We start from the raw sequence: 18,507 nt of genomic DNA on the forward strand, positions 1-18,507 counted from the left end.
CCACGACAGTCCACAGTGGTCCACATGCGCCCGAATCCCCTGCCCGACACCATGATCTTAGCACGTCAGAGGCCGTTTTAGAACACGCATTCGAGTGATCCGAGCGCCGAGGTACGTCCCCCGCTCGCGTCGTCCCGCGGGAAGTGCGCTGCCCGTCCGCGAGGACGGCGGCTACCGTGTGTCTCCTCAGCGAACCAGGCCGCCGCCTGCCGGACCGGGAGACCCCGACATGACCAGCAAGCTCACCGAGATCGCGGTCGACTGCGCCGATCCCGCCACCCTCGCCCGGTTCTGGTGCGCGGTCCTCGGCTACGAGGTGCAGGACGAGGAGGACGGTCTCGTCACCATCGGCTCGCCCGAGGTGCCCGAGGGCAAGCGCCGCCGCGGGCCGGTGCCACCGGCGCTGACCTTCGCGCGGGTCCCCGAGGGCAAGACCGTCAAGAACCGGCTCCACCTGGACGTCAACCCGGTCGACGGGGACCAGGACGCGGAGGTCCGCCGGCTGCTCGACCTCGGTGCCCGGCACGCCGACGTCGGCCAGACCGGCGAGGAGAGCTGGGTCTGCCTCGCCGACCCGGAGGGCAACGAGTTCTGCGTCCTCGCCGGCCGCTACCCGTGACCGGTCAGCCCAGGGCGTCGAACGCGCTGCGGCCGAGCGCGGCGATGGCGTCGCAGGCGGGGCCGCCCCGGTAGCCGTGGCACGAGCGCTCGTCGGTGAGCTCGTCGACCAGCACCGCGATCACCGCCTGCGGGCGGTCCACGCCGAGCAGGCCGACGTCGTGGCGCAGGCCGAGGAGCTCGCCCGTCTTGTTCCAGCAGCGCGCGCCCACCGGCAGCAGCGCGGGCAACCGGTCACGGACCTGCTGCTCGGCCAGCACGCCCAGCGCGTGCTCGGTGAGGCCCGGGGGCAGCGCCGCGCCGCGGGCCAGGCGGTCCAGCACGCGGGCTTGGTCGAGCGCGGTCGTCTCGTTGCGGCCGGGCTCGTGGTGGTGCATCAGCTTCCGCTCCACGCGGGTCCCGGTGCAGCCCAGGTTCGCCGCGCACTCGCGGATCGCGTCGAAGCCGACGGCGTCGATGACCGCGTTGGTCGCCGCGTTGTCGCTGATCACGACCATGAGCGTGATCAGGTCGCGCAGCGACAGCCGCTCGACGCTGCGCAGCTGCCGCAGCAGCCCGGCGCCGCCGACGCGTTCGGTGGGCAGCTGCCGCGGTGCGTCCAGCTCCAGCGTCCCGGCGTGCACCGCCCGCAGCGCGGTGACCATGATCAGCACCTTGATCGTGCTGGCGGCGGGCACCACCCGCTCGGCGCCGAGCACGACCGGCTCGCGCTCCGCCAGGTCCCAGGCGGCGAGGCCGACGCGCCCCGGCAGCTCCGTCCGCGCCACGTCCGCCCGGAACCGCTCCGCAAACCCCACAACCGCGCTCCCCTCCGGGTGAACCACTCCTGGGCGCCGCCCAACGTACTCGGGCGGCACGGGCCGGCGCGGCACCGCCGGCCGCCGGTCACCGGACGGGGTCGTCGAGGGACGCGAGGTCGACCGAACCGCCCGGCATCACCCGGCGGGTGTTGCGGTAGCTGTAGAGCGCGTAGACCAGCAGGCCGACCACCAGCCAGCCCGCGAAGCGCAACCAGGTCCCCGCGGCCAGGAACGACATCAACCACGCGGAGAACAGCACGCCGAGCACCGGCACGACCGGCATGCCCGGGCAGCGGAACCCGCGCGGCAGGTCGGGCTTGCGGTAGCGCAGCACCACGACCGCGGAGCACACGAGCACGAAGGCGAACAGCACGCCGATGTTGGTCAGCTCGGCGGCCTCCTGCACCGGCAGCAGGCCCGCGAGCGCGGCCGAGACGATGCCGAGGATCCACGTCGCCCGGTGCGGCACGCGGCGCACCGGGTGCAGCTCGCCGAACCACTTCGGCATCAACCCGTCGCGGCTGAGGGCGTACCACAACCGGGAGGCGCCCATCATGAACGAGAAGCTGACCGTGACGATGCCCAGGACCGCCCCGACGGCGATCACCACGCCGACACCGGACATCCCGACGGTGGCGAAGGCGCTGGAGAACCCGCTGGACGGGTCGACCTGGTCGTAGCGCACCATGCCGGTGAGCACGATGCAGGCCCCGACGTAGAGCACCATCGAGATGGCCAGCGACAGCATCATCGCCTTGGGCAGCAGCTTGCGCGCCTCGACGGACTCCTCCGCCGCGGTGGACAGCGCGTCGTAGCCGAACACCGCGAAGAACACCGTCGCCGCACCGGTGACCGCCCCACCCCAGCCGAACGGCGCGAACGGCGTGAGGTTGCCGGGGTCCACCTTGGACAGACCGACCACGACCACCAGCAGCACCACGGCGATCTTGACCACCGTGAGCACCACGTCGACCCGCGCCGAGGTCTTGGTGCCGCGGTTGAGCAGCCACGCCACGCCGAGGCAGATCAGCATCGCGATCAGGTCGACCCGGTGCCCCTCGCCGGTGCCCGGAGCGCCGAGCATCCACACCGGCAGGTGGATCCCCACCGACTCCAGCAGGAACCCCGCGTAGCCGGACATGCCGATGGACACCGTCGCGACGATCGCGGTGTACTCCAGCAGCAGGTCCCAGCCGATCACCCAGCCGACGACCTCGCCGAGCACCGCGGCGGCGTAGGTGTAGGACGAGCCGGCGCGCGGGACCATCCCGGCGAACTCGGCGTAGGCGAACGCCGCGCACAGCGACGCGGCCCCGGCGATGAGGAACGACACCAGCACGGCGGGTCCGGCCACGTCGCGGGCGACGGCACCGGCCAGGCTGAAGATCCCGGCGCCGATGATGGCGCCGACACCGATCATGGTGAGCTGCGGCAGCCCGAGCACGCGCAGCATCCGCCGCTCACCGTGTTCCTCGGGCTTCGGGACCGTGCGGCGGAAGATGCCGTTCGGTCCGGTCCCGAACAGCAATCCACCCGTCGCGGCAGTCTCTTCGCGCATGAGCACCTCCCCCGCCGGCTGCGCCCGACGGCGCACTGCGATGCGGGGATGCTCGTCCACGCGAGCCACCCGCGGAAGACGCCGCAGCCCACGAAAACCTTCCCCTGAGCCCCAGCGGGCCTTCAGCTACCGGACCGACCGGCGTCCCCGGAGGAGCGGCGCCAGTCCCGCCTGGGACCGGCGCCCTCCCCGGGTCCTGGCTCCCGGGCCGGTCAGAGGGTGCCCAGGATCGCGTGGGCTGCCGCGGCGTCTTGGACGCCCAAGCCCACGCTGTTGTAGAAGACGACCTCCGTCGCGTCGCGGCGGCCGGGGGCTGCGCCCACGAGGACGGCACCCAGGTCGCGCAGCTGCTCGCGGGTGAGGTCGCCGCGCTCCAGGGCTCCGGCGATCGGCCCCGCGTGCGCGGCGGCCGTCCCGACGTCGTCGACGACGACCGCCCCGGCGCGCCGGACCAGCTCGGCGTCCACTTCGCACCGGTGGTGCTCGAAGCTGCCCACGCTGATCACGGTCGCGCCCGCCGCCACTGCGGAGGTCGGCACGACCGGCTCCGCGCTCAGCGTGCACGCGGCGACCAGCGGGGCGTCACGCACCGCCTCCTCGGCGCTGGCCACGGCGCGCACCGGCAGCCCCAGCTCCGCCGCCAGCTCCGCTGCCGCCGCCTCGCGCCGCGCCGGGTCGCGGCTGAAGATCCGCACCTCGCGCAGCGGCCGCACGCGCACCATCGCGCGGACGTGGGCGCGCGCCTGCACGCCGGAGCCCAGGACCGCGAGCTCGTCGGCGCCGGGCAGGGCCAGGGCGTCCGCGGCGACGGCGCTGCCCGCCGCGGTGCGGACCTCGGTGAGGGCCGTGGCCTCCATCGTCGCCACGAGCTGCCCGGTCGTCGGGTCCATGACCAGGACGGTCGCCGAGACCGCCGGGAGCCCGCGCTCGGCGTTGCCGGGGTGGACCGAGACCAGCTTGCTCACCGCGCCGTGCCGCGGCGACAGACGGCTCAGGTACCCCAGGGTGGTGTCCTCACCGGTCCGGACGGCGACCTTGTCGGCCAGTTGCGCCTCGCCCCGGCCGAGCGACTCGAACGCCCGCCGCTGCGAGGCGATCGCGGTGTCCATGTCGAGTGCCGCGGCGACCTCGGCATCGCTCCACATCCTCATGCGCGGTCACGCTGCCACACGTCCGCCGACGGCGGTACCCGCGGCGCACACCGGGGCCTCACCCGCCCCACCCGTCCCTGCCTGGGCGGTGACGTCGACCATCAGCGCTGCTGTCGCTCAGCTGGAGGAGAAATCACTCTCCTGATCCTCCGCGAACGCCCGCCCGACGAACTACGGTGAGCCGTGCGACGAGGGTGGCGCGCAGCACACCGCGGCGCAACCGCTCCACATCGAGCCGTTCGAGCAGGAAGAGGTGCATGTCGGTGCAGTCGACGTTGAGCTCCGTGATCGGTCCGGAGGCCCCGGCACGGGTCGACGGCGGGGGCGAGTACCTCTCGCGGAACCCGGCGAACCTGGAGGACGTGGTCGCCCAGGTCTCGCTCGGGGGCCCCGACGTGCTGCCCGCGGCGACCGAGCAGGCCCGGCGCGCGCAGCGCGAGTGGGCGCAGGTGCCGGCACCCGTCCGCGGGCGCGTGGTGGCCGGGCTCGGCCGGCTGGTGGAGGCGAACAAGGAGTCGCTGGCGCGGCTGGTGACCCGCGAGATCGGCAAGCCCTACGCCGAGGCGCTGGGCGAGGTCCAGGAGATCATCGACACCTGCGACTTCTTCCTGGGCGAGGGTCGGCGGCTCTACGGGCAGACCGTGCCCTCGGAGATGCCGGACAAGCAGCTGTTCACCTTCCGCGTCCCGGTCGGTGTGGCGGTGGTGATCACCGCGGGCAACTTCCCCGTCGCGGTCCCCTCCTGGTACCTGGTGCCGGCACTGCTGTGCGGCAACGCCGTGGTGTGGAAGCCCGCCGAGTACGCCGCCGGTGCCGCGCGCGCCCTGGCCGAGCTGGCGTGGCGCGCCGGGGTGCCCAAGGGCGTGCTGAACCTGGTCTACGCCGACGGGGAGGCGACCTCCCGGGGACTGGAGACCGCGCTGGCGGCGGGCACCGTCGACAAGGTCGGCTTCACCGGCTCCAGCGCGGTGGGGTCGCAGATCGGCGCCCTGTGCGGCAAGTACCTGCAGAGCCCGTGCCTGGAGCTGGGCGGCAAGAACCCGATGGTCGTCGCCCCGGACGCCGAGCTGGACCTGGCGGTGGAGGGCGCGCTGTTCTCCGGGTGGGGCACCGCCGGGCAGCGGTGCACCTCGCTGGGCAACCTGATCGTGCACCGCGACGTGCACGACGAGTTCGTGCGGCGGCTCGACGCGGCGCTGCGCTCGGCGACCATCGGCGACCCGACCGGCGACGTGCTCTACGGCCCGCTGCTGGACCAGGAGTTCGCCGAGAACTTCGAGCGGATCCTCGGTGAGATCGGCGACCACCACACCGTGCTCGGGTCGGAGTCCGTCGGCCGGATCACCGACTCCGCGCCGCGCAAGGGCTTCCACGGCGACCCGTCGACCGGGCTGTACTACCACCCGGTGCTGCTGGACGGTCTCCGCCCGGACGACCACATCTTCCGCAACGAGACGTTCGGCCCGATCGTCGGCGTGACCACCTACGAGACGCTGGACGAGGCGATCGAGCTCGGCAACGCCCCGGGCTACGGGCTGTCCGCGGCCGTCTACACCACCGACCCGGCCACCGCGTTCCGGTTCCGCCAGGGCATCAGCGCGGGCATGGTCAGCGTGAACAACTCCACCTCCGGCGCCGAGGCGCACCTGCCGTTCGGCGGCAACGGCAAGTCCGGCAACGGCAGCCGCCAGTCCGGCATGTGGGTGCTCGACCAGTTCACCCGCTGGCAGTCGCTGAACTGGGACTTCTCCGGCAAGCTGCAGAAGGCCCAGATGGACGTGGACACCGTGGAGCCGGAGCTGGACTTCCGGCTGCCGCCCGAGTTCGGCGGTGCGCGATGACCCTGCCCGACCGGGCCGAGGTCGTCGTGATCGGCGGCGGGGTGGTGGGCGTGAGCACCGCCTTCCACCTCGCCGAGGCGGGCGTGGACGTGCTGCTGCTGGAGCGCGACGAGCTCGGCTCCGGCAGCACCTGCAAGGCCGCCGGCGGCGTGCGCGCCCAGTTCTCGGACCCGGTCAACATCGAGCTCGGGCAGCGCAGCCTGCGCGCGTTCGAGGACTTCGCCCGGCGGCCGGGCGGGGAGATCGACCTCAAGCAGCACGGCTACCTGTTCCTGCTGTCGGACCCCGCGGACGTCGAGGCGTTCGAGCAGGGCGTCCGGCTGCAGAACGAGTTCGGGGTGCCGAGCCGGATGCTCACCGTCGCCGAGGCGTGCGAGCTCTCCCCGTACGTGGAGCCCGACGGGCTGCTGGCGGCCGCCTTCTCCCCCACCGACGGGCACTGCACCCCGGAAGCCGTGGTGCAGGGGTACGCGCGGGCCGCCCGGGAGCACGGCGCGGTCATCCGGCGGCACTGCGCGGTCACCGGGATCGACGTCACCGGCGGCCAGATCACCGGGGTGCACACCGACCAGGGGTCGGTGGGGACGTCCACGGTGGTGTGCGCGGCGGGCGCGTGGTCGGCGGAGGTCGGCCGGTTCGCCGGGGTGGAGCTGCCGGTCCGGCCGCTGCGGCGGCAGATCCTGGTCACCGAACCGGTCCCGGACCTGCCGCCCCGGTTGCCCTTCACCATCGACTTCGCCACCAGCTTCTACTTCCACGACGAGGGTCCGGGCCTGCTCATCGGCATGTCCGACCCCGACGAGGAGTTCGGGTTCAACCTGCACACCGACGACCGCTGGCTCGGGCGGCTCGCCGACGCGGTGGCGCGCCGTGCTCCCCGGCTGGCCGAGGTCGGGGTGGCGCACGGCTGGGCCGGGCTCTACGAGGTCACGCCCGACCACAACGCCCTGGTCGGCGAGGCCGACGGGCTGAGCCGGTTCCTCTACGCCACCGGCTTCTCCGGGCACGGCTTCCTGCAGGGCCCCGCCATCGGCGAGGTCATGCGGGACCTGGTGCTGGGCCGTCGGCCGGTCGTCGACGTCTCGGCGCTGGACGTGCGCCGGTTCGCCACCGCCGACGTCCGCCCCGAGCACAACTGCGTGTAGCGGCCCCTGCTTCGCGGGCGGCGCTCGCCGCCGCCCGCGCGAGACACCGAACCCCCAGCGCTGCGTGCGCAGCCGACGAAGGAGCGCGAACCGTGCGTGATCTGTTGCAGGAGATCGACGAGTGGGGCCCGGAGAAGGTCGTGTGCGTCTCGGACGCGCGCACCGGGATGCGAGGCGTGCTGGTCATCGACAACACCGCCCGCGGCACCGGCAAGGGCGGCACCCGGATGAGCCCGACCGTCACCGTCCGCGAGATCGCCCGGCTGGCGCGGGTGATGACGTGGAAGTGGGCCGCGGTCGACCTGTTCCACGGCGGCGCCAAGGCGGGCATCTTCGCCGACCCCGAGTCCCCGGACAAGGAGCGGATCGTGCGCGCCTTCGCGCGGCGGCTGGCCGACCAGATCCCGGCCAGCTACGTCGCCGGGCTGGACATGGGCATGACCGAGCACGACGCGGCGATCATCCAGGACGAGCTCGGTGACCGCGGCGCGGCGGTCGGGGTGCCGGAGCCGCTGGGCGGGGTGCCCTACGACCAGCTGGGCGTGACCGGGCACGGTGTCGCCGAGGCCGTGGACGCCGCGCTGGCGCACCAGGGGCGCAGCGTCAAGGGCGCCCGGGTCGCCCTGCAGGGCTTCGGCGCGGTCGGTGCCGCAGCGGCCAAGCGGTTGCACGAGCTCGGCGCGCAGGTGGTCGCGCTGTCCACGATCGACGGCTCGGTGCACGACCCGGACGGCCTGGACGTGCCGGCCTGGCTGGACGCGCGCGCCGAGTTCGGGGACGCCTGCGTGGCGAAGGCCCCGCCGGCGCGGCGCCTCCCGCGCGGGGAGGAGCTGCTGGTGGACTGCGACGTGCTGGTCCCGGCCGCGGGGCAGGACGTCATCGACGCCGACGTGGCCGCGAAGGTCCGGGCCGGGCTCGTGGTGGAGGGGGCGAACCTGCCCACCACGCCGGAAGCGCGGGCGCTGCTGGCCGACCGGGACGTCACCGTGGTGCCGGACTTCATCGCCAACGCGGGCGGCGCGATCGCGGCCGGGTTCGCCATGGACGCGCGGCACTCCGCGTTCCGCCCGGAGCCGACGGCGATCCTCGACGCGGTCGCCGAGCGCACCCGCGGCAACACCGAGCTCGTGCTGGACGTCGCGCGCGAGCGCGGGACGCTCCCGCACGAAGCGGCGCTGGACCTGGCCAAGGAGCGGGTGCGCACCGCGATGCAGCTGCGCGGGCGCCTCCCCCAGCCCGCCTGACGCGCCGGTCGCCCTGACCAGGCGGAACCGCTCCGGGTGTTGCGCCCGAGCACTCCGGGGGCCGAACGTTGCTGGCGAAGCTCGAGAGTTGAAGGGGCCGGCATGCTGAACCCGATCCACCTGCGAACCCTCCAGGAATGCGTGCGCACCGGTTCGTTCGCCGAAGCGGGGCGGGTGCTCGGCTACACCGCCTCCGCCGTCTCGCAGCAGATGGTGCTGCTGGAGCGGGCCATCGGGTCGACGCTGTTCGAGCGCTCCGCCCGCAGCGCCCGCAGCACGGCGCTGGCCGTCCGGCTCGCCGACCGCAGCCGCGACGCGCTCGGCGCGCTGGACGCGCTGGAGCGCGAGGTGCGCGCGATGGTCGCCGGGGAGGAGGGCAGCCTGCGGCTGGCCAGCTTCGCCACCGCCAACGCGCGGGTGCTGCCGGACGTGCTGGCCGCGGTCGTCGCCCAGCGCCCGAACGCCGAGGTCCAGCTCGACGAGGGCGAGCCGGACGAGGTGCTCGGCGGGGTGCTGGACGGGACCGTGGACGCCGCGGTGGTCTTCGAGTACGACCTGGACCCCCGGCAGTGGCCGATCGAGCTGTGCGTGGAGGAGCTGATGGCCGAGCCGCTGCGGCTCGCGCTGCCCGAGACGCACCGGCTCGCCGACGCCACCGAGGTCGACCTGCAGGACCTCGCCGAGGACGCCTGGATCTGCACCCGGCAGGACACCGCGGGCGCCCGGTCCCTGGTGCGGCTGGCCGCCGCGGCCGGTTTCGTCCCCCGGATCACCTTCCGCAGCAACGACTACTCGGTGATCCGGGACCTGGTGGCGCGCGGGCTCGGGGTCGCCGTGCTGCCCGGGCTGGCGATCCCGGACCAGGCGGTGCGGGTCTGCCGCATCGCCGGGTGGCAGCCCTACCGGCGCGTGAAGGCGTTGTACCGCAAGCAGAACACCAACCCGCTGCTGCCGATCGCCTTGGAGTGCCTGGCCAAGTCCTGCGCCCAGGTCGCCAACGACTGGCACGGCGACGAACCGCAGCCGGAGGACGCGTGAGCGGCCCCGCGCCCGACCTGCCGACGTCGGAAACCACCACTCGCGAACCGCGGAGGGGCGAAGCCGTGAGCACCGAGCCCGTTGACGAGTTCTTCCACGACACCGTGGCCGGCTGGTCCGCCCGGCCGGCCACCGGCACGGACCTCGCCGAGGACCTGCTGGCGCTGTTCGACTCGCAGGCGGGCAGCAGGCACCTCGACCTGCAGGCGCGGGAGCTGGGCAAGCAGGGCAAGGGCTTCTACAGCATCGGCTCCTCCGGCCACGAGTCCAACGCCGCGGTCGCCGCCGCGCTGCGCCCGACCGACCCGGCGCTGCTGCACTACCGCTCCGGCGGTTTCTACCTGCACCGCGCCCGCCAGGTGCCCGGCCAGCACCCGCTGCGGGACGTGCTGCTCGGCGTCGTCGCCTCGGCGGACGAGCCGATCTCCGCGGGGCGGCACAAGGTGTTCGGCAACGCCGAGCTGGCCGTGATCCCGCAGACCTCGACCATCGCCTCCCACCTGCCGCGCGCCGTGGGGCTGGCCTTCTCGCTGGGCCGGGCCGCCAAGCTGGGCGTGGACAGCGGGTGGCCGCAGGACGCGGTCGTGGTGTGCAGCTTCGGCGACGCCTCGGCGAACCACTCCACCGCCACCGGCGCCGTCAACGCCGCCCTGCACTGCGCCTACCAGGGCCTGGAGATGCCGCTGCTGCTGGTGTGCGAGGACAACGGCATCGGGATCAGCGTGCGGACGCCGAAGGGCTGGATCGAGTCCGCCTACGGCAGCCGCCCCGGGCTGCGGTACGTCACCGCGGACGGCGCCGACCCGGTGCAGTGCCTGTCGGTGGCCCGGGAGGCCGCGGACTGGGTGCGCCGCCACCGGGCGCCGGTGTTCCTGCACCTGCGGACGGTGCGGTTGATGGGGCACGCCGGCTCGGACGTGGAGTCCGGCTACCGGTCGCGCGCCGACATCACCGCCGACTACCGGCGCGACCCGCTGCTGGGCACCGCGAAGGCCTTGGTGGACCACGGGGTCCTGCGCCCGGACGAGGTGCTGGCCCGCTACGAGGACAAGCGCGCCGAGGTCGCCCGCGTCGCCGAGGAGGCGCTGGGCCGCCGCAAGCTGGGCAGCGCCGCGGAGGTCATGGCGTCGATCCACCAGGACCGGCCGGAGGTGGTGGAGCGCCGTGCTCGCGAGGTCCTGTCGCGGGAGCACTTCGGCGACCAGCTCCCCGAGGACGAGGGCCCGCTGACGCTGGCGCAGGCGATCAACCGCTCCCTGGCCGAGGAACTGGGCCGCGACCCGGGCGTGGTCGTGTTCGGCGAGGACGTCTCCCGCAAGGGCGGCGTGTACGGGGTGACGCGCGGCCTGCGCAAGAAGTTCGGCGCCAGCAAGGTCTTCGACACGCTGCTGGACGAGCAGAGCATCCTCGGCACCGCGCTCGGCGCCGGGCTGGCCGGACTGCTGCCGATTCCCGAGATCCAGTACCTCGCCTACGTGCACAACGCGGCGGACCAGCTGCGCGGCGAGGGCAGCACGCTGAGCTTCTTCTCCAACGGCCAGTACCGGAACCCGATGGTCGTGCGCATCGCGGGCTACGGCTACCAGAAGGGGTTCGGCGGCCACTTCCACAACGACAACAGCATCGCGGCGCTGCGCGACCTGCCGGGCGTGGTGCTGGCGTCGCCGTCCCGCCCGGACGACGCCGCGGCGATGCTGCGCACCTGCGTGGCCGCCGCGCACGAGGACGGCCGGGTCTGCGTGTTCCTCGAACCCATCGCCCTCTACCACACCCGCGACCTGCACGAACCCGGCGACGGCGGCTGGCTGGCTCGGTACCCGGCGCCCGGCGAGCACCACGTCCCGATCGGCCGCGCGCGCCAGCACGGCGACGGCGCGGACCTGACCCTGGTCACCTTCGGCAACGGCGTCCCGATGAGCCTGCGCACGGCCAAGCGCCTGCGGGAGCGGGGCGTCCACGCCCGGGTGCTGGACCTGCGCTGGCTGGCCCCGCTGCCGGTCGACGACCTCCTGGCCGCGGCGGAGGCGACGGGCCGGGTGCTGGTGGTGGACGAGACCCGGCGCAGCGGCGGGGTCTCGGAAGCCGTGGTGACGGCCCTGGTCGACGGTGGCTTCACCGGTCCGGTCGCCCGCGTGACCAGCGAGGACAGCTTCATCCCGCTCGGCGCGGCCGCCTACCACGTGCTGCTGGACGAGGAGACGGTCGAGACCGCCGCGCTGAAGCTGGCCAACGCCTGAGGCTCAGGCGTCGGGGTCGCCGAAGACCTTGCCCGGGTTGAAGATCCCCGCCGGGTCGAGGGCGCTCTTGACCGCCCGGTGCATGTCGACCACGGTGGGGCTCAGCTCGGCGTGCAGGCCCTTGCGCTTGAGCAGACCCACGCCGTGCTCGCCCGTCACCGTGCCGCCCAGTGCGATGGCGTCGTCGACGATGTCGTCGAAGGCGCGCTGGGCCCGCTCGCGGGCGGCGTCGTCACCGGGCGGGGTGATGATCAGCGGGTGCAGGTTGCCGTCCCCGGCGTGGGCGATGTTGGCGATCTGGGTGTCGTGGCGCCGGGCGGAGGCCTCGATGCGGGACAGCATCTCCGGCACCGCCGCGCGCGGTACGCAGACGTCCTCGGTGAGCACCGGGCCGAGGCGTTCCAGCGCCGGGTAGGCCAGCCGCCGCGCTGCGAACAGGGCGTCGGCCTCGTGCTCGTCGGTGGAGCGGGCGCTCCAGGTGGCGCCGGCCTCGTCGAAGCAGCGCAGGAGCGTGTCGACCTCCTGCTCCCCCGCCGCGCCCGGGGTGTCCGAGCGGCCGAGCAGCAGCACGTTCGCCTCGGCGCTGAGCCCCATGTTCTTCCACTCGTCGACGGCGCGGAGGCAGTGCTGGTCGAGCAGTTCCAGCGCCGAGGGCACCACCCCGGCCGCCGCGACCGCCGCGACCGCTTCGCCCGCCTCGACCAGCGAGTCGAAGTAGCCGACCACGGTGCGCTCCGGGGCGCGCAGGCCCGGAAGCAGCTTGACGGTGATCTCGGTGATCACGCCCAGCGTGCCCTCCGAGCCCACGAAGAGGCCGCACAGGTCGTACCCCGCGACGCCCTTGGCGGTTCGGCGGCCGAGCCGGACCACCTCGCCGCTGCCGACGACGGCTTCCAGCCCGAGCACGTAGTCGCGGGTCACGCCGTACTTGACGCAGCACACGCCGCCGGCGTTGGTGGAGACGTTGCCGCCGATGGTCGACCACGGCGAGCTGGCCGGGTCGGGCGGGTACCAGGCACCGTGCTCGCGGCAGGCGGCGCGGAGGTCGTCGTTGACGACGCCGGGCTGCACCACGGCCAGCTGCTCGCGCGGGTTGATCTCCAGGACGCGGTCCATGTCCGCCAGCGAGACCAGCACGCAGCCGTCGACGGCGTTGGCCCCACCGGACAGCCCCGTGCCCGCACCGCGCGGCACCACCGGAACGCCCAGCTCAGCGCAGATGCGGACGGTGGTCACCACGTCCTGGGTGCTCCGCGCGCGCACCACGGCCAGCGGCTTGCCGTACGGGGCCCACTCGGCCTCGTCGTGGGCGAACCGCCCGGTCGAACCCGGGTCGGTGAGCAGCACCGGTTCCGGCAGTTCCGCACGCAGCGCCGCGAGCGCCTTCTCCCCGGACATGTCGTCCTCCGTCCCGTCGAAGCCGCCCCCACGTTAACCGGCGGCGACGAGCGGTGTTCCACCAGAGCGGTGAACTCACGCGCGGTGCGGGACCGTGCGCGGCGCGTGGGCTAGTCGTTGGTGCTGATGATGGCGCCGACCAGGTCCGGACCTGGGAAGTCCATCATGACCACCCCGGTGCGGGGCAGGTCGTGGGTCGTCAGGTGCTCCAGGGCGTAGTCGTTGACGCCGCGGAAGCCCGACGCCCCGCAGGCCACGGCGTTCGGGAAGGCCGCCGGGCTGGAGCCGCTGGTGAAGTTCAGGTACAGGTCGCGCTCGTCGGCCGCCACCGTCTCGTCGAGGTGGTCGCGGACCGCGGCCCACTTGTCGTCGATGTCGAACAGGGTCGGGACGGTGTACTCGTCCTGGACGCGCTCGCCCCAGGTGTCGTCGGCGAGCTGGCCGACGCCGCGCCCCTCGTGCAGGCCGCCGTGGGCTTCCTGCAGGGACAGCAGCACGACCTTGCCGCGCGACTCGCCGAGGGTGGGGACGTCGCCGCCCGCGGGGTCGAGCAGCAACCCGCCGTGGGGGTCGTTCTCCCGGTACCAGTCGAAGATCTGCGCCTCGTCGAGCCGGCTGTTCTCGTCGGTGCACGAGCCGACCTCACCGGTGCACTCGGCCTTCAGCCGCAGCAGCACGGTCTCGCCCGGGTGCGCCGCGAGGAACTCGCCGGCTTCCCGCAGCACGTCGGAGAAGTTCGCGTTCTGGTAGAAGGTGCCGTGGTGCAGGGTGAACCGGTCGTCGACGCGGCGCACCCGGACGTCGATCGCGCGGATCCCGGCTTCCAGCTGCACCGCGAGGGTCTCGGCGCTGTCACCGTGGTCCTCCTGCGTCTGCGTCAGCTCGCCGCCGTGCAGCGACAGGCTCTGGTGCGTGCCGGGGATCGACAGCTGCGCCAGGCTGACGTCGTCGGGCAGCCCGGCCATCCAGTCGGGGTTGGACGCCTCGGTGATGCCTTCGCAGTGCGGCGCGGCGGACGCCGTCCCCGGCACCACCGCGACCGCACACGCCAGCACGAGCGCAGCTGTCGCACGACCCGTTCTCCCGGTCATGCGGCACAGGATCACCGCCGAACCGCGCCCGCGGCACCGGATGGCGGGAACTCGCCACCGCGTCAGGCCCGGTGCTGCCAGATCTCCCGCGAGGCGGCGAGCGGGTCGGAGACCACGGTCGACGGCACGTCCCACACCCGCGCCCGCCGGTCGGCGGCCGAGTACTGCGGCCAGCCCGGATCACCGCTGGCGGCGAAGGAGATCCAGGACGCGCGCAGCTCCGCCGAGAGGGTCGCGAAGCTCTCCGGCACCGGGTCGCCGAGCATCATCGTGCCCAGGGCGTCGTCGTGGACGCCGAAGGTGAACGGCAGGTCCAGGCCGTGGCAGGCCCGCAGCGCGCCGTCCATGGCCGGAGTGCGCCAGGCGAACTCGTAGAGGTAGCTGCGGCCACCCGCCGAGGCCTGCGCTTCGGCGGTCCACAGCGACGGCATCCGGAACAGCTGGTCGCTGAGCAGCACCGCGTACAGCTCGTGGTCGGGTTCGTCGGGGTAAGCGGCCCGGTACTGCTCCACCACCGACGGGTCCAGCCGCAGGCCCTGCGCCAGCCCAGCCAGGTCGCGGGCCTCCCCGGGCAGCTGCAGGGTGAACAGGCGGGCTTCGTCGGTGTTGTAGCCGCAGATGAGGTCCACGTCCTTGCCGGATCCGCCGCGCAGCACCGCCCACGGCACGTCGTCGAGGACCTCGCCGTCGTGGACCACCGCGTACGGCGTGGAGTTCGTCCAGGCCGCGCGGTTGCGGCTCATCTCCGCCATCACCGCGGTCTGCGCGCCGTGCAGGGTCTCCGGCGGGACCGCTCCCAGCGCCTCCGCGGTCGGCGCGACCCCCAGCTCGCCGAGGATGAGCTCGCCGCACGTGCGGAACTCGTTCTCGGCGACGAACAGCGACCCGAGGCTCTGCGAGATGCCGCGGCGGAACAGCCCGTGCCGCGCCGAGCCGGCCACCAGCGTCACCACCGAGGTCGCACCGGCCGACTCGCCGAAGATCGTCACGTTCCCCGGGTCGCCGCCGAAGCGCGCGATGTTGTCCTGCACCCAGCGCAGCGCGGCCAGCTGGTCCAGGATCCCGCGGTTGTTCGGCGCGTCCTGCACCCAGCCGAAACCCTCGTAGCCCACGCGGTAGTTCACCGTCACGACGACGGCACCGCCCTGCGCCAGCGTCGACGCGTCGAAGCTGGCGCTGGTCCCGCCGAGGAAGGCGCCGCCGTGGATCCACACCAGCACCGGCAGCCCGCCGCCGAGGTCCGGCGTCCACACGTTCAGCGTCAGGGACTCGGTGCTGTCACCGGGGTTCCACGCCGACGGCAGGTCCGGCATGATGCCGGGCTGCGGCACGGACGCGCTGAACTCGAGCGCGTCCCGCACCCCCTCCCACGGCTCCGGGGCCTGCGGCGCCTGGAACCGCCTCGGCCCGTCCAGGGACGCCGCGTACGGGATGCCCTTGAACACGCTCACTCCGCCTGCCGCGGCGCCGCGCACCGCACCGCTCTCAGTCCGCACCACGAGATCCATGTCTCCATGCAACCAAATCCCGCCGGGTCGTGTGGTGCGATCGGCCTCCTGGCGGGGCGGCGGACCAGAGTCGTCCGAAGTGGACAGACGGGGGCTCTCCGCGCCTGGAGACGGAGAACCCCGCCGTCCGGCGGTCGGACCGGGACGGCGGGGTCGTCGACGCGGCTGGTCAGGCGGCGGACTTGAGCACGCCGTCGATCAGCCCGAGGTTGGCCAGCACCTCGCGGGTGGCCTTGGACCGGTTGAGGCTGTAGAAGTGCAGCGCCGGAACGCCCTCGGCGATCAGCTTCTCGCACAGCCGGGTGGTGATCTCCAGCCCGGCCTCGCGGAAGCCCGCCGGGTCGTCGCGCAGCGGGTCCAGCACCGCCGACACCTCGTCCGGGATGGTCATGTTGCTCAGCTGGGTGGTCATGCCCAGCACCTTCGGCGTGGTGATCGGCATGATCCCCGGCAGCAGCGGCTGGTGGCAGCCGTGCTGGGCCAGGCGGTCCCGCAGCCGCAGGAAGTGCTCCGGCTCCAGGAACATCTGCGCCACCGAGAAGTCCGCCCCGGCCCGCAGCTTGTTGACCATGTGCTTGGTGTCGGACTCCAGGTCGGGCGAGCGCGGGTGCATGTGCGGGAACGCCGCCACGCCCACGCAGAAGTCGCCGCACTCGCGCACCAGGCGGACCAGCTCGTCGGCGTAGGTGATGCCCTCCGGGTGCGGGATCCACTCGCCCATCGGGTCACCCGGCGGGTCGCCCCGGATCGCCAAGACGTTCTGGATGCCCTCGGCCGCGTACGAGCCGATGACGTGCCGCAGCTCGGCGATCGAGTGGTTGACCCCGGTCAGGTGCGCCATCGCGACCAGCGTGGTGTCACTGGCGATCCGGCCCGTGGTGCGCACCGTGCGGTCCCTGCTGGACCCGCCCGCGCCGTAGGTCACCGACACGTAGGCGGGGTCCAGCGGCTCCAGCTCCCGGATGGCCCGCCACAGCTGGCGTTCCTCCTCGTCGGTCTTCGGCGGGAAGAACTCCACCGAGAACACCGTCTTGCCGGGGCGCAGCCGGTCGATGACTTTGGTCATTCCTGGCCTCCCTCATTCCCAGCTTCGTCGTCACGCGGTCAGGCCGCCAGTGCTGCGCGGCGGCGCCGGGCCTCCCGGACGCGGTCCCGGTGGCGACCGGACGCCCTATCCCCGTCGGGATCGCGCACCGGCGCCGCCGCGCAGCACGAGTGCGACTGCAGCGTGGGATCAGTAGCGGTAGTGGTCCGGCTTGTAGGGGCCGTCCACGTCCACGCCGATGTAGGCGGCCTGCTCCTTGGTCAGACGGGTGAGCTTGACGCCGAGGGCGTCCAGGTGCAGGCGAGCGACCTTCTCGTCCAGGTGCTTCGGCAGCACGTAGACCTGCTTGTCGTACTCCTCGGACTTGGTGAACAGCTCGATCTGGGCGATCGTCTGGTTGGTGAAGGAGTTCGACATCACGAAGCTGGGGTGGCCGGTGGCGTTGCCCAGGTTCAGCAGGCGGCCCTCGGACAGCACGATGATCGAGTGCCCGTCCGGGAAGGTGTACTCGTGGACCTGCGGCTTGATCTCCTGCTTCTTGATGCCCGGGGTCTTCTCCAGGCCGGCCATGTCGATCTCGTTGTCGAAGTGGCCGATGTTGCCCACGATGGCGTTGTGCTTCATCCGCGCCATGTGCTCGGCGGTGATGATGTTGAAGTTGCCGGTCGTGGTGACGAAGATGTCGGCCGTCTCGACGACGTCTTCCAGGACCGTGACCTGGTAGCCGTCCATGGCCGCCTGCAGCGCGCAGATCGGGTCGATCTCGGTGACGATCACGCGGGCGCCCTGGCCGCGCAGCGACTCGGCGCAGCCCTTGCCGACGTCGCCGTAGCCGCAGACGACCGCGACCTTGCCGCCGATGAGCACGTCGGTGGCGCGGTTGATGCCGTCGACCAGCGAGTGGCGGCAGCCGTACTTGTTGTCGAACTTGGACTTGGTGACCGAGTCGTTGACGTTGATCGCCGGGAACAGCAGCTCACCGCTCTTGGCCAGCTCGTAGAGCCGGTGCACGCCGGTGGTGGTCTCCTCGGTGACGCCCTTGATCCCCTTGGCGATGTTGGTGAACCGCTTGTTGTCGGAGGCCAGGCTCTTGCGCAGCGTCTCCAGGATGACCTTGTACTCCTCCGGGTCGTCCTCGGACGGCTGCGGCACCGCGCCGGCGGTCTCGAACTCGACGCCCTTGTGCACCAGCAGGGTGGCGTCACCGCCGTCGTCGAGGATCATGTTCGGACCCTGGTCACCGAACTGGAACAGCTGGTCGGTGCACCACCAGTAGTCCTCCAGCGTCTCGCCCTTCCAGGCGAACACCGGGACGCCCTGCGGCGCCTCCGGGGTGCCGTTCGGGCCGACGACGACGGCCGCGGCCGCCTCGTCCTGGGTGGAGAAGATGTTGCAGGAGACCCAGCGGACCTCGGCGCCCAGCGCGACCAGGGTCTCGATCAGCACGGCGGTCTGCACGGTCATGTGCAGCGAGCCGGCGATCCGCGCGCCCTTCAACGGCTGGGAGGCCGCGTACTCCTCGCGGGTCGCCATCAGGCCCGGCATCTCGTGCTCGGCCAACCGGATCTGGTGCCGCCCGGCCTCGGCCAGCGCCAGGTCCTTGACGGCGAACTCCAGGCCGTTGACCTTCTGCAGCTTCGCGCTCATGGCTTCCTTTCTCATTTCCCGATCATGTCAGGTGTGTCGCGAACCGGTGTTCCGTGCAGCGTAGCGCCCTCGCGGGGCCACTGACCTGCACCGATCCGCGGTCGTCGTGGGCGCTGTGCCGGTCGTGGCGGGGTGGTCGGCCCGCGCAGCCCGCGGCCGGCCAGGCCGCGCCGGGGCCCGCTCACG

14 protein-coding genes are annotated in these 18,507 nt (G+C 73.0%); 6 read left to right on the forward strand and 8 right to left on the reverse strand.

Annotated elements, in window-relative coordinates; genetic code table 11:
* Window positions 1–229 precede the first annotated feature (229 nt).
* A complete protein-coding gene (locus HNR68_RS18675) occupies window positions 230–619 on the forward strand; it encodes a VOC family protein (RefSeq protein ID WP_179722887.1) in 390 nt (129 codons plus the stop codon).
* A gap of 4 nt (window positions 620–623) precedes the next feature.
* Here HNR68_RS18675 and HNR68_RS18680 read toward each other — a convergent pair whose 3' ends face one another.
* From HNR68_RS18680 to HNR68_RS18690, 3 genes are all read right to left on the reverse strand, one after another.
* Window positions 624–1,415 carry a serine hydrolase gene (locus HNR68_RS18680; RefSeq protein WP_343050240.1) on the reverse strand — a complete coding sequence of 264 codons (792 nt, stop codon included), beginning with the start codon at window positions 1,413–1,415 and terminating at the stop codon, window positions 624–626.
* An 88-nt stretch (window positions 1,416–1,503) separates the two neighbouring features.
* Window positions 1,504–2,976, reverse strand: coding sequence for an amino acid permease (locus tag HNR68_RS18685; protein WP_179722891.1), 1,473 nt, complete (start codon window positions 2,974–2,976; stop codon window positions 1,504–1,506).
* A 212-nt stretch (window positions 2,977–3,188) separates the two neighbouring features.
* Complete coding sequence (locus HNR68_RS18690) at window positions 3,189–4,127, reverse strand: ornithine cyclodeaminase family protein (RefSeq protein ID WP_246330488.1); 939 nt, start codon at window positions 4,125–4,127, stop codon at window positions 3,189–3,191.
* Window positions 4,128–4,384: 257 nt separating this feature from the next.
* Between HNR68_RS18690 and HNR68_RS18695 the strand changes: the two genes are divergently transcribed.
* From HNR68_RS18695 to HNR68_RS18715, 5 genes are all read left to right on the forward strand, one after another.
* On the forward strand, window positions 4,385–5,968 hold the full coding sequence (locus HNR68_RS18695) for an aldehyde dehydrogenase family protein (protein ID WP_179722893.1): 1,584 nt from the start codon (window positions 4,385–4,387) through the stop codon (window positions 5,966–5,968).
* Window positions 5,965–7,113, forward strand: coding sequence for an NAD(P)/FAD-dependent oxidoreductase (locus tag HNR68_RS18700; protein WP_179722895.1), 1,149 nt, complete (start codon window positions 5,965–5,967; stop codon window positions 7,111–7,113). Before HNR68_RS18695 ends, HNR68_RS18700 begins: the two co-directional genes overlap by 4 nt.
* 92 nt (window positions 7,114–7,205) lie before the next feature.
* Window positions 7,206–8,357, forward strand: a complete 1,152-nt coding sequence (locus tag HNR68_RS18705; protein WP_179722897.1) for a Glu/Leu/Phe/Val dehydrogenase — start codon at window positions 7,206–7,208, stop codon at window positions 8,355–8,357.
* A 102-nt stretch (window positions 8,358–8,459) separates the two neighbouring features.
* Complete coding sequence (locus tag HNR68_RS18710; protein WP_179722899.1) at window positions 8,460–9,395, forward strand: LysR family transcriptional regulator; 936 nt, start codon at window positions 8,460–8,462, stop codon at window positions 9,393–9,395.
* A gap of 65 nt (window positions 9,396–9,460) precedes the next feature.
* Window positions 9,461–11,632, forward strand: coding sequence for a thiamine pyrophosphate-dependent enzyme (locus tag HNR68_RS18715; RefSeq protein WP_179722901.1), 2,172 nt, complete (start codon window positions 9,461–9,463; stop codon window positions 11,630–11,632).
* Between the two features lie 3 nt (window positions 11,633–11,635).
* Here the strand turns inward: HNR68_RS18715 and HNR68_RS18720 are convergent, their stop codons facing one another.
* From HNR68_RS18720 to ahcY, 5 genes are all read right to left on the reverse strand, one after another.
* Window positions 11,636–13,030: an FAD-binding oxidoreductase gene (locus HNR68_RS18720; protein WP_179722903.1), complete on the reverse strand. Its 1,395-nt coding sequence runs from the start codon at window positions 13,028–13,030 to the stop codon at window positions 11,636–11,638.
* Between the two features lie 110 nt (window positions 13,031–13,140).
* Complete coding sequence (locus HNR68_RS18725; RefSeq protein ID WP_179722905.1) at window positions 13,141–14,121, reverse strand: phosphatidylinositol-specific phospholipase C; 981 nt, start codon at window positions 14,119–14,121, stop codon at window positions 13,141–13,143.
* A 62-nt stretch (window positions 14,122–14,183) separates the two neighbouring features.
* Window positions 14,184–15,617: a carboxylesterase/lipase family protein gene (locus tag HNR68_RS18730; RefSeq protein WP_343050242.1), complete on the reverse strand. Its 1,434-nt coding sequence runs from the start codon at window positions 15,615–15,617 to the stop codon at window positions 14,184–14,186.
* Between the two features lie 181 nt (window positions 15,618–15,798).
* On the reverse strand, window positions 15,799–16,695 hold the full coding sequence (locus tag HNR68_RS18735) for a methylenetetrahydrofolate reductase (RefSeq protein ID WP_179722909.1): 897 nt from the start codon (window positions 16,693–16,695) through the stop codon (window positions 15,799–15,801).
* 168 nt (window positions 16,696–16,863) lie between these two features.
* On the reverse strand, window positions 16,864–18,321 hold the full coding sequence (gene ahcY / locus HNR68_RS18740) for an adenosylhomocysteinase (protein WP_179725224.1): 1,458 nt from the start codon (window positions 18,319–18,321) through the stop codon (window positions 16,864–16,866).
* Between the last annotated feature and the right edge of the window lie 186 nt (window positions 18,322–18,507).

This window comes from Saccharopolyspora hordei (assembly GCF_013410345.1).
Taxonomy (GTDB): domain Bacteria; phylum Actinomycetota; class Actinomycetes; order Mycobacteriales; family Pseudonocardiaceae; genus Saccharopolyspora; species Saccharopolyspora hordei.

Excerpts from the sequence above, each read along its gene's own strand:
- HNR68_RS18675 (WP_179722887.1), top strand. The coding sequence starts at position 230 with ATGACCAGCAAGCTCACCGAGATCGCGGTCGACTGCGCCGATCCCGCC.
- HNR68_RS18685 (WP_179722891.1), bottom strand. The coding sequence starts at position 2,976 with ATGCGCGAAGAGACTGCCGCGACGGGTGGATTGCTGTTCGGGACCGGA.
- HNR68_RS18690 (WP_246330488.1), bottom strand. The coding sequence starts at position 4,127 with ATGAGGATGTGGAGCGATGCCGAGGTCGCCGCGGCACTCGACATGGAC.
- HNR68_RS18695 (WP_179722893.1), top strand. The coding sequence starts at position 4,385 with ATGTCGGTGCAGTCGACGTTGAGCTCCGTGATCGGTCCGGAGGCCCCG.
- HNR68_RS18700 (WP_179722895.1), top strand. The coding sequence starts at position 5,965 with ATGACCCTGCCCGACCGGGCCGAGGTCGTCGTGATCGGCGGCGGGGTG.
- HNR68_RS18710 (WP_179722899.1), top strand. The coding sequence starts at position 8,460 with ATGCTGAACCCGATCCACCTGCGAACCCTCCAGGAATGCGTGCGCACC.
- HNR68_RS18720 (WP_179722903.1), bottom strand. The coding sequence starts at position 13,030 with ATGTCCGGGGAGAAGGCGCTCGCGGCGCTGCGTGCGGAACTGCCGGAA.
- HNR68_RS18725 (WP_179722905.1), bottom strand. The coding sequence starts at position 14,121 with ATGACCGGGAGAACGGGTCGTGCGACAGCTGCGCTCGTGCTGGCGTGT.
- HNR68_RS18735 (WP_179722909.1), bottom strand. The coding sequence starts at position 16,695 with ATGACCAAAGTCATCGACCGGCTGCGCCCCGGCAAGACGGTGTTCTCG.
- ahcY (WP_179725224.1), bottom strand. The coding sequence starts at position 18,321 with ATGAGCGCGAAGCTGCAGAAGGTCAACGGCCTGGAGTTCGCCGTCAAG.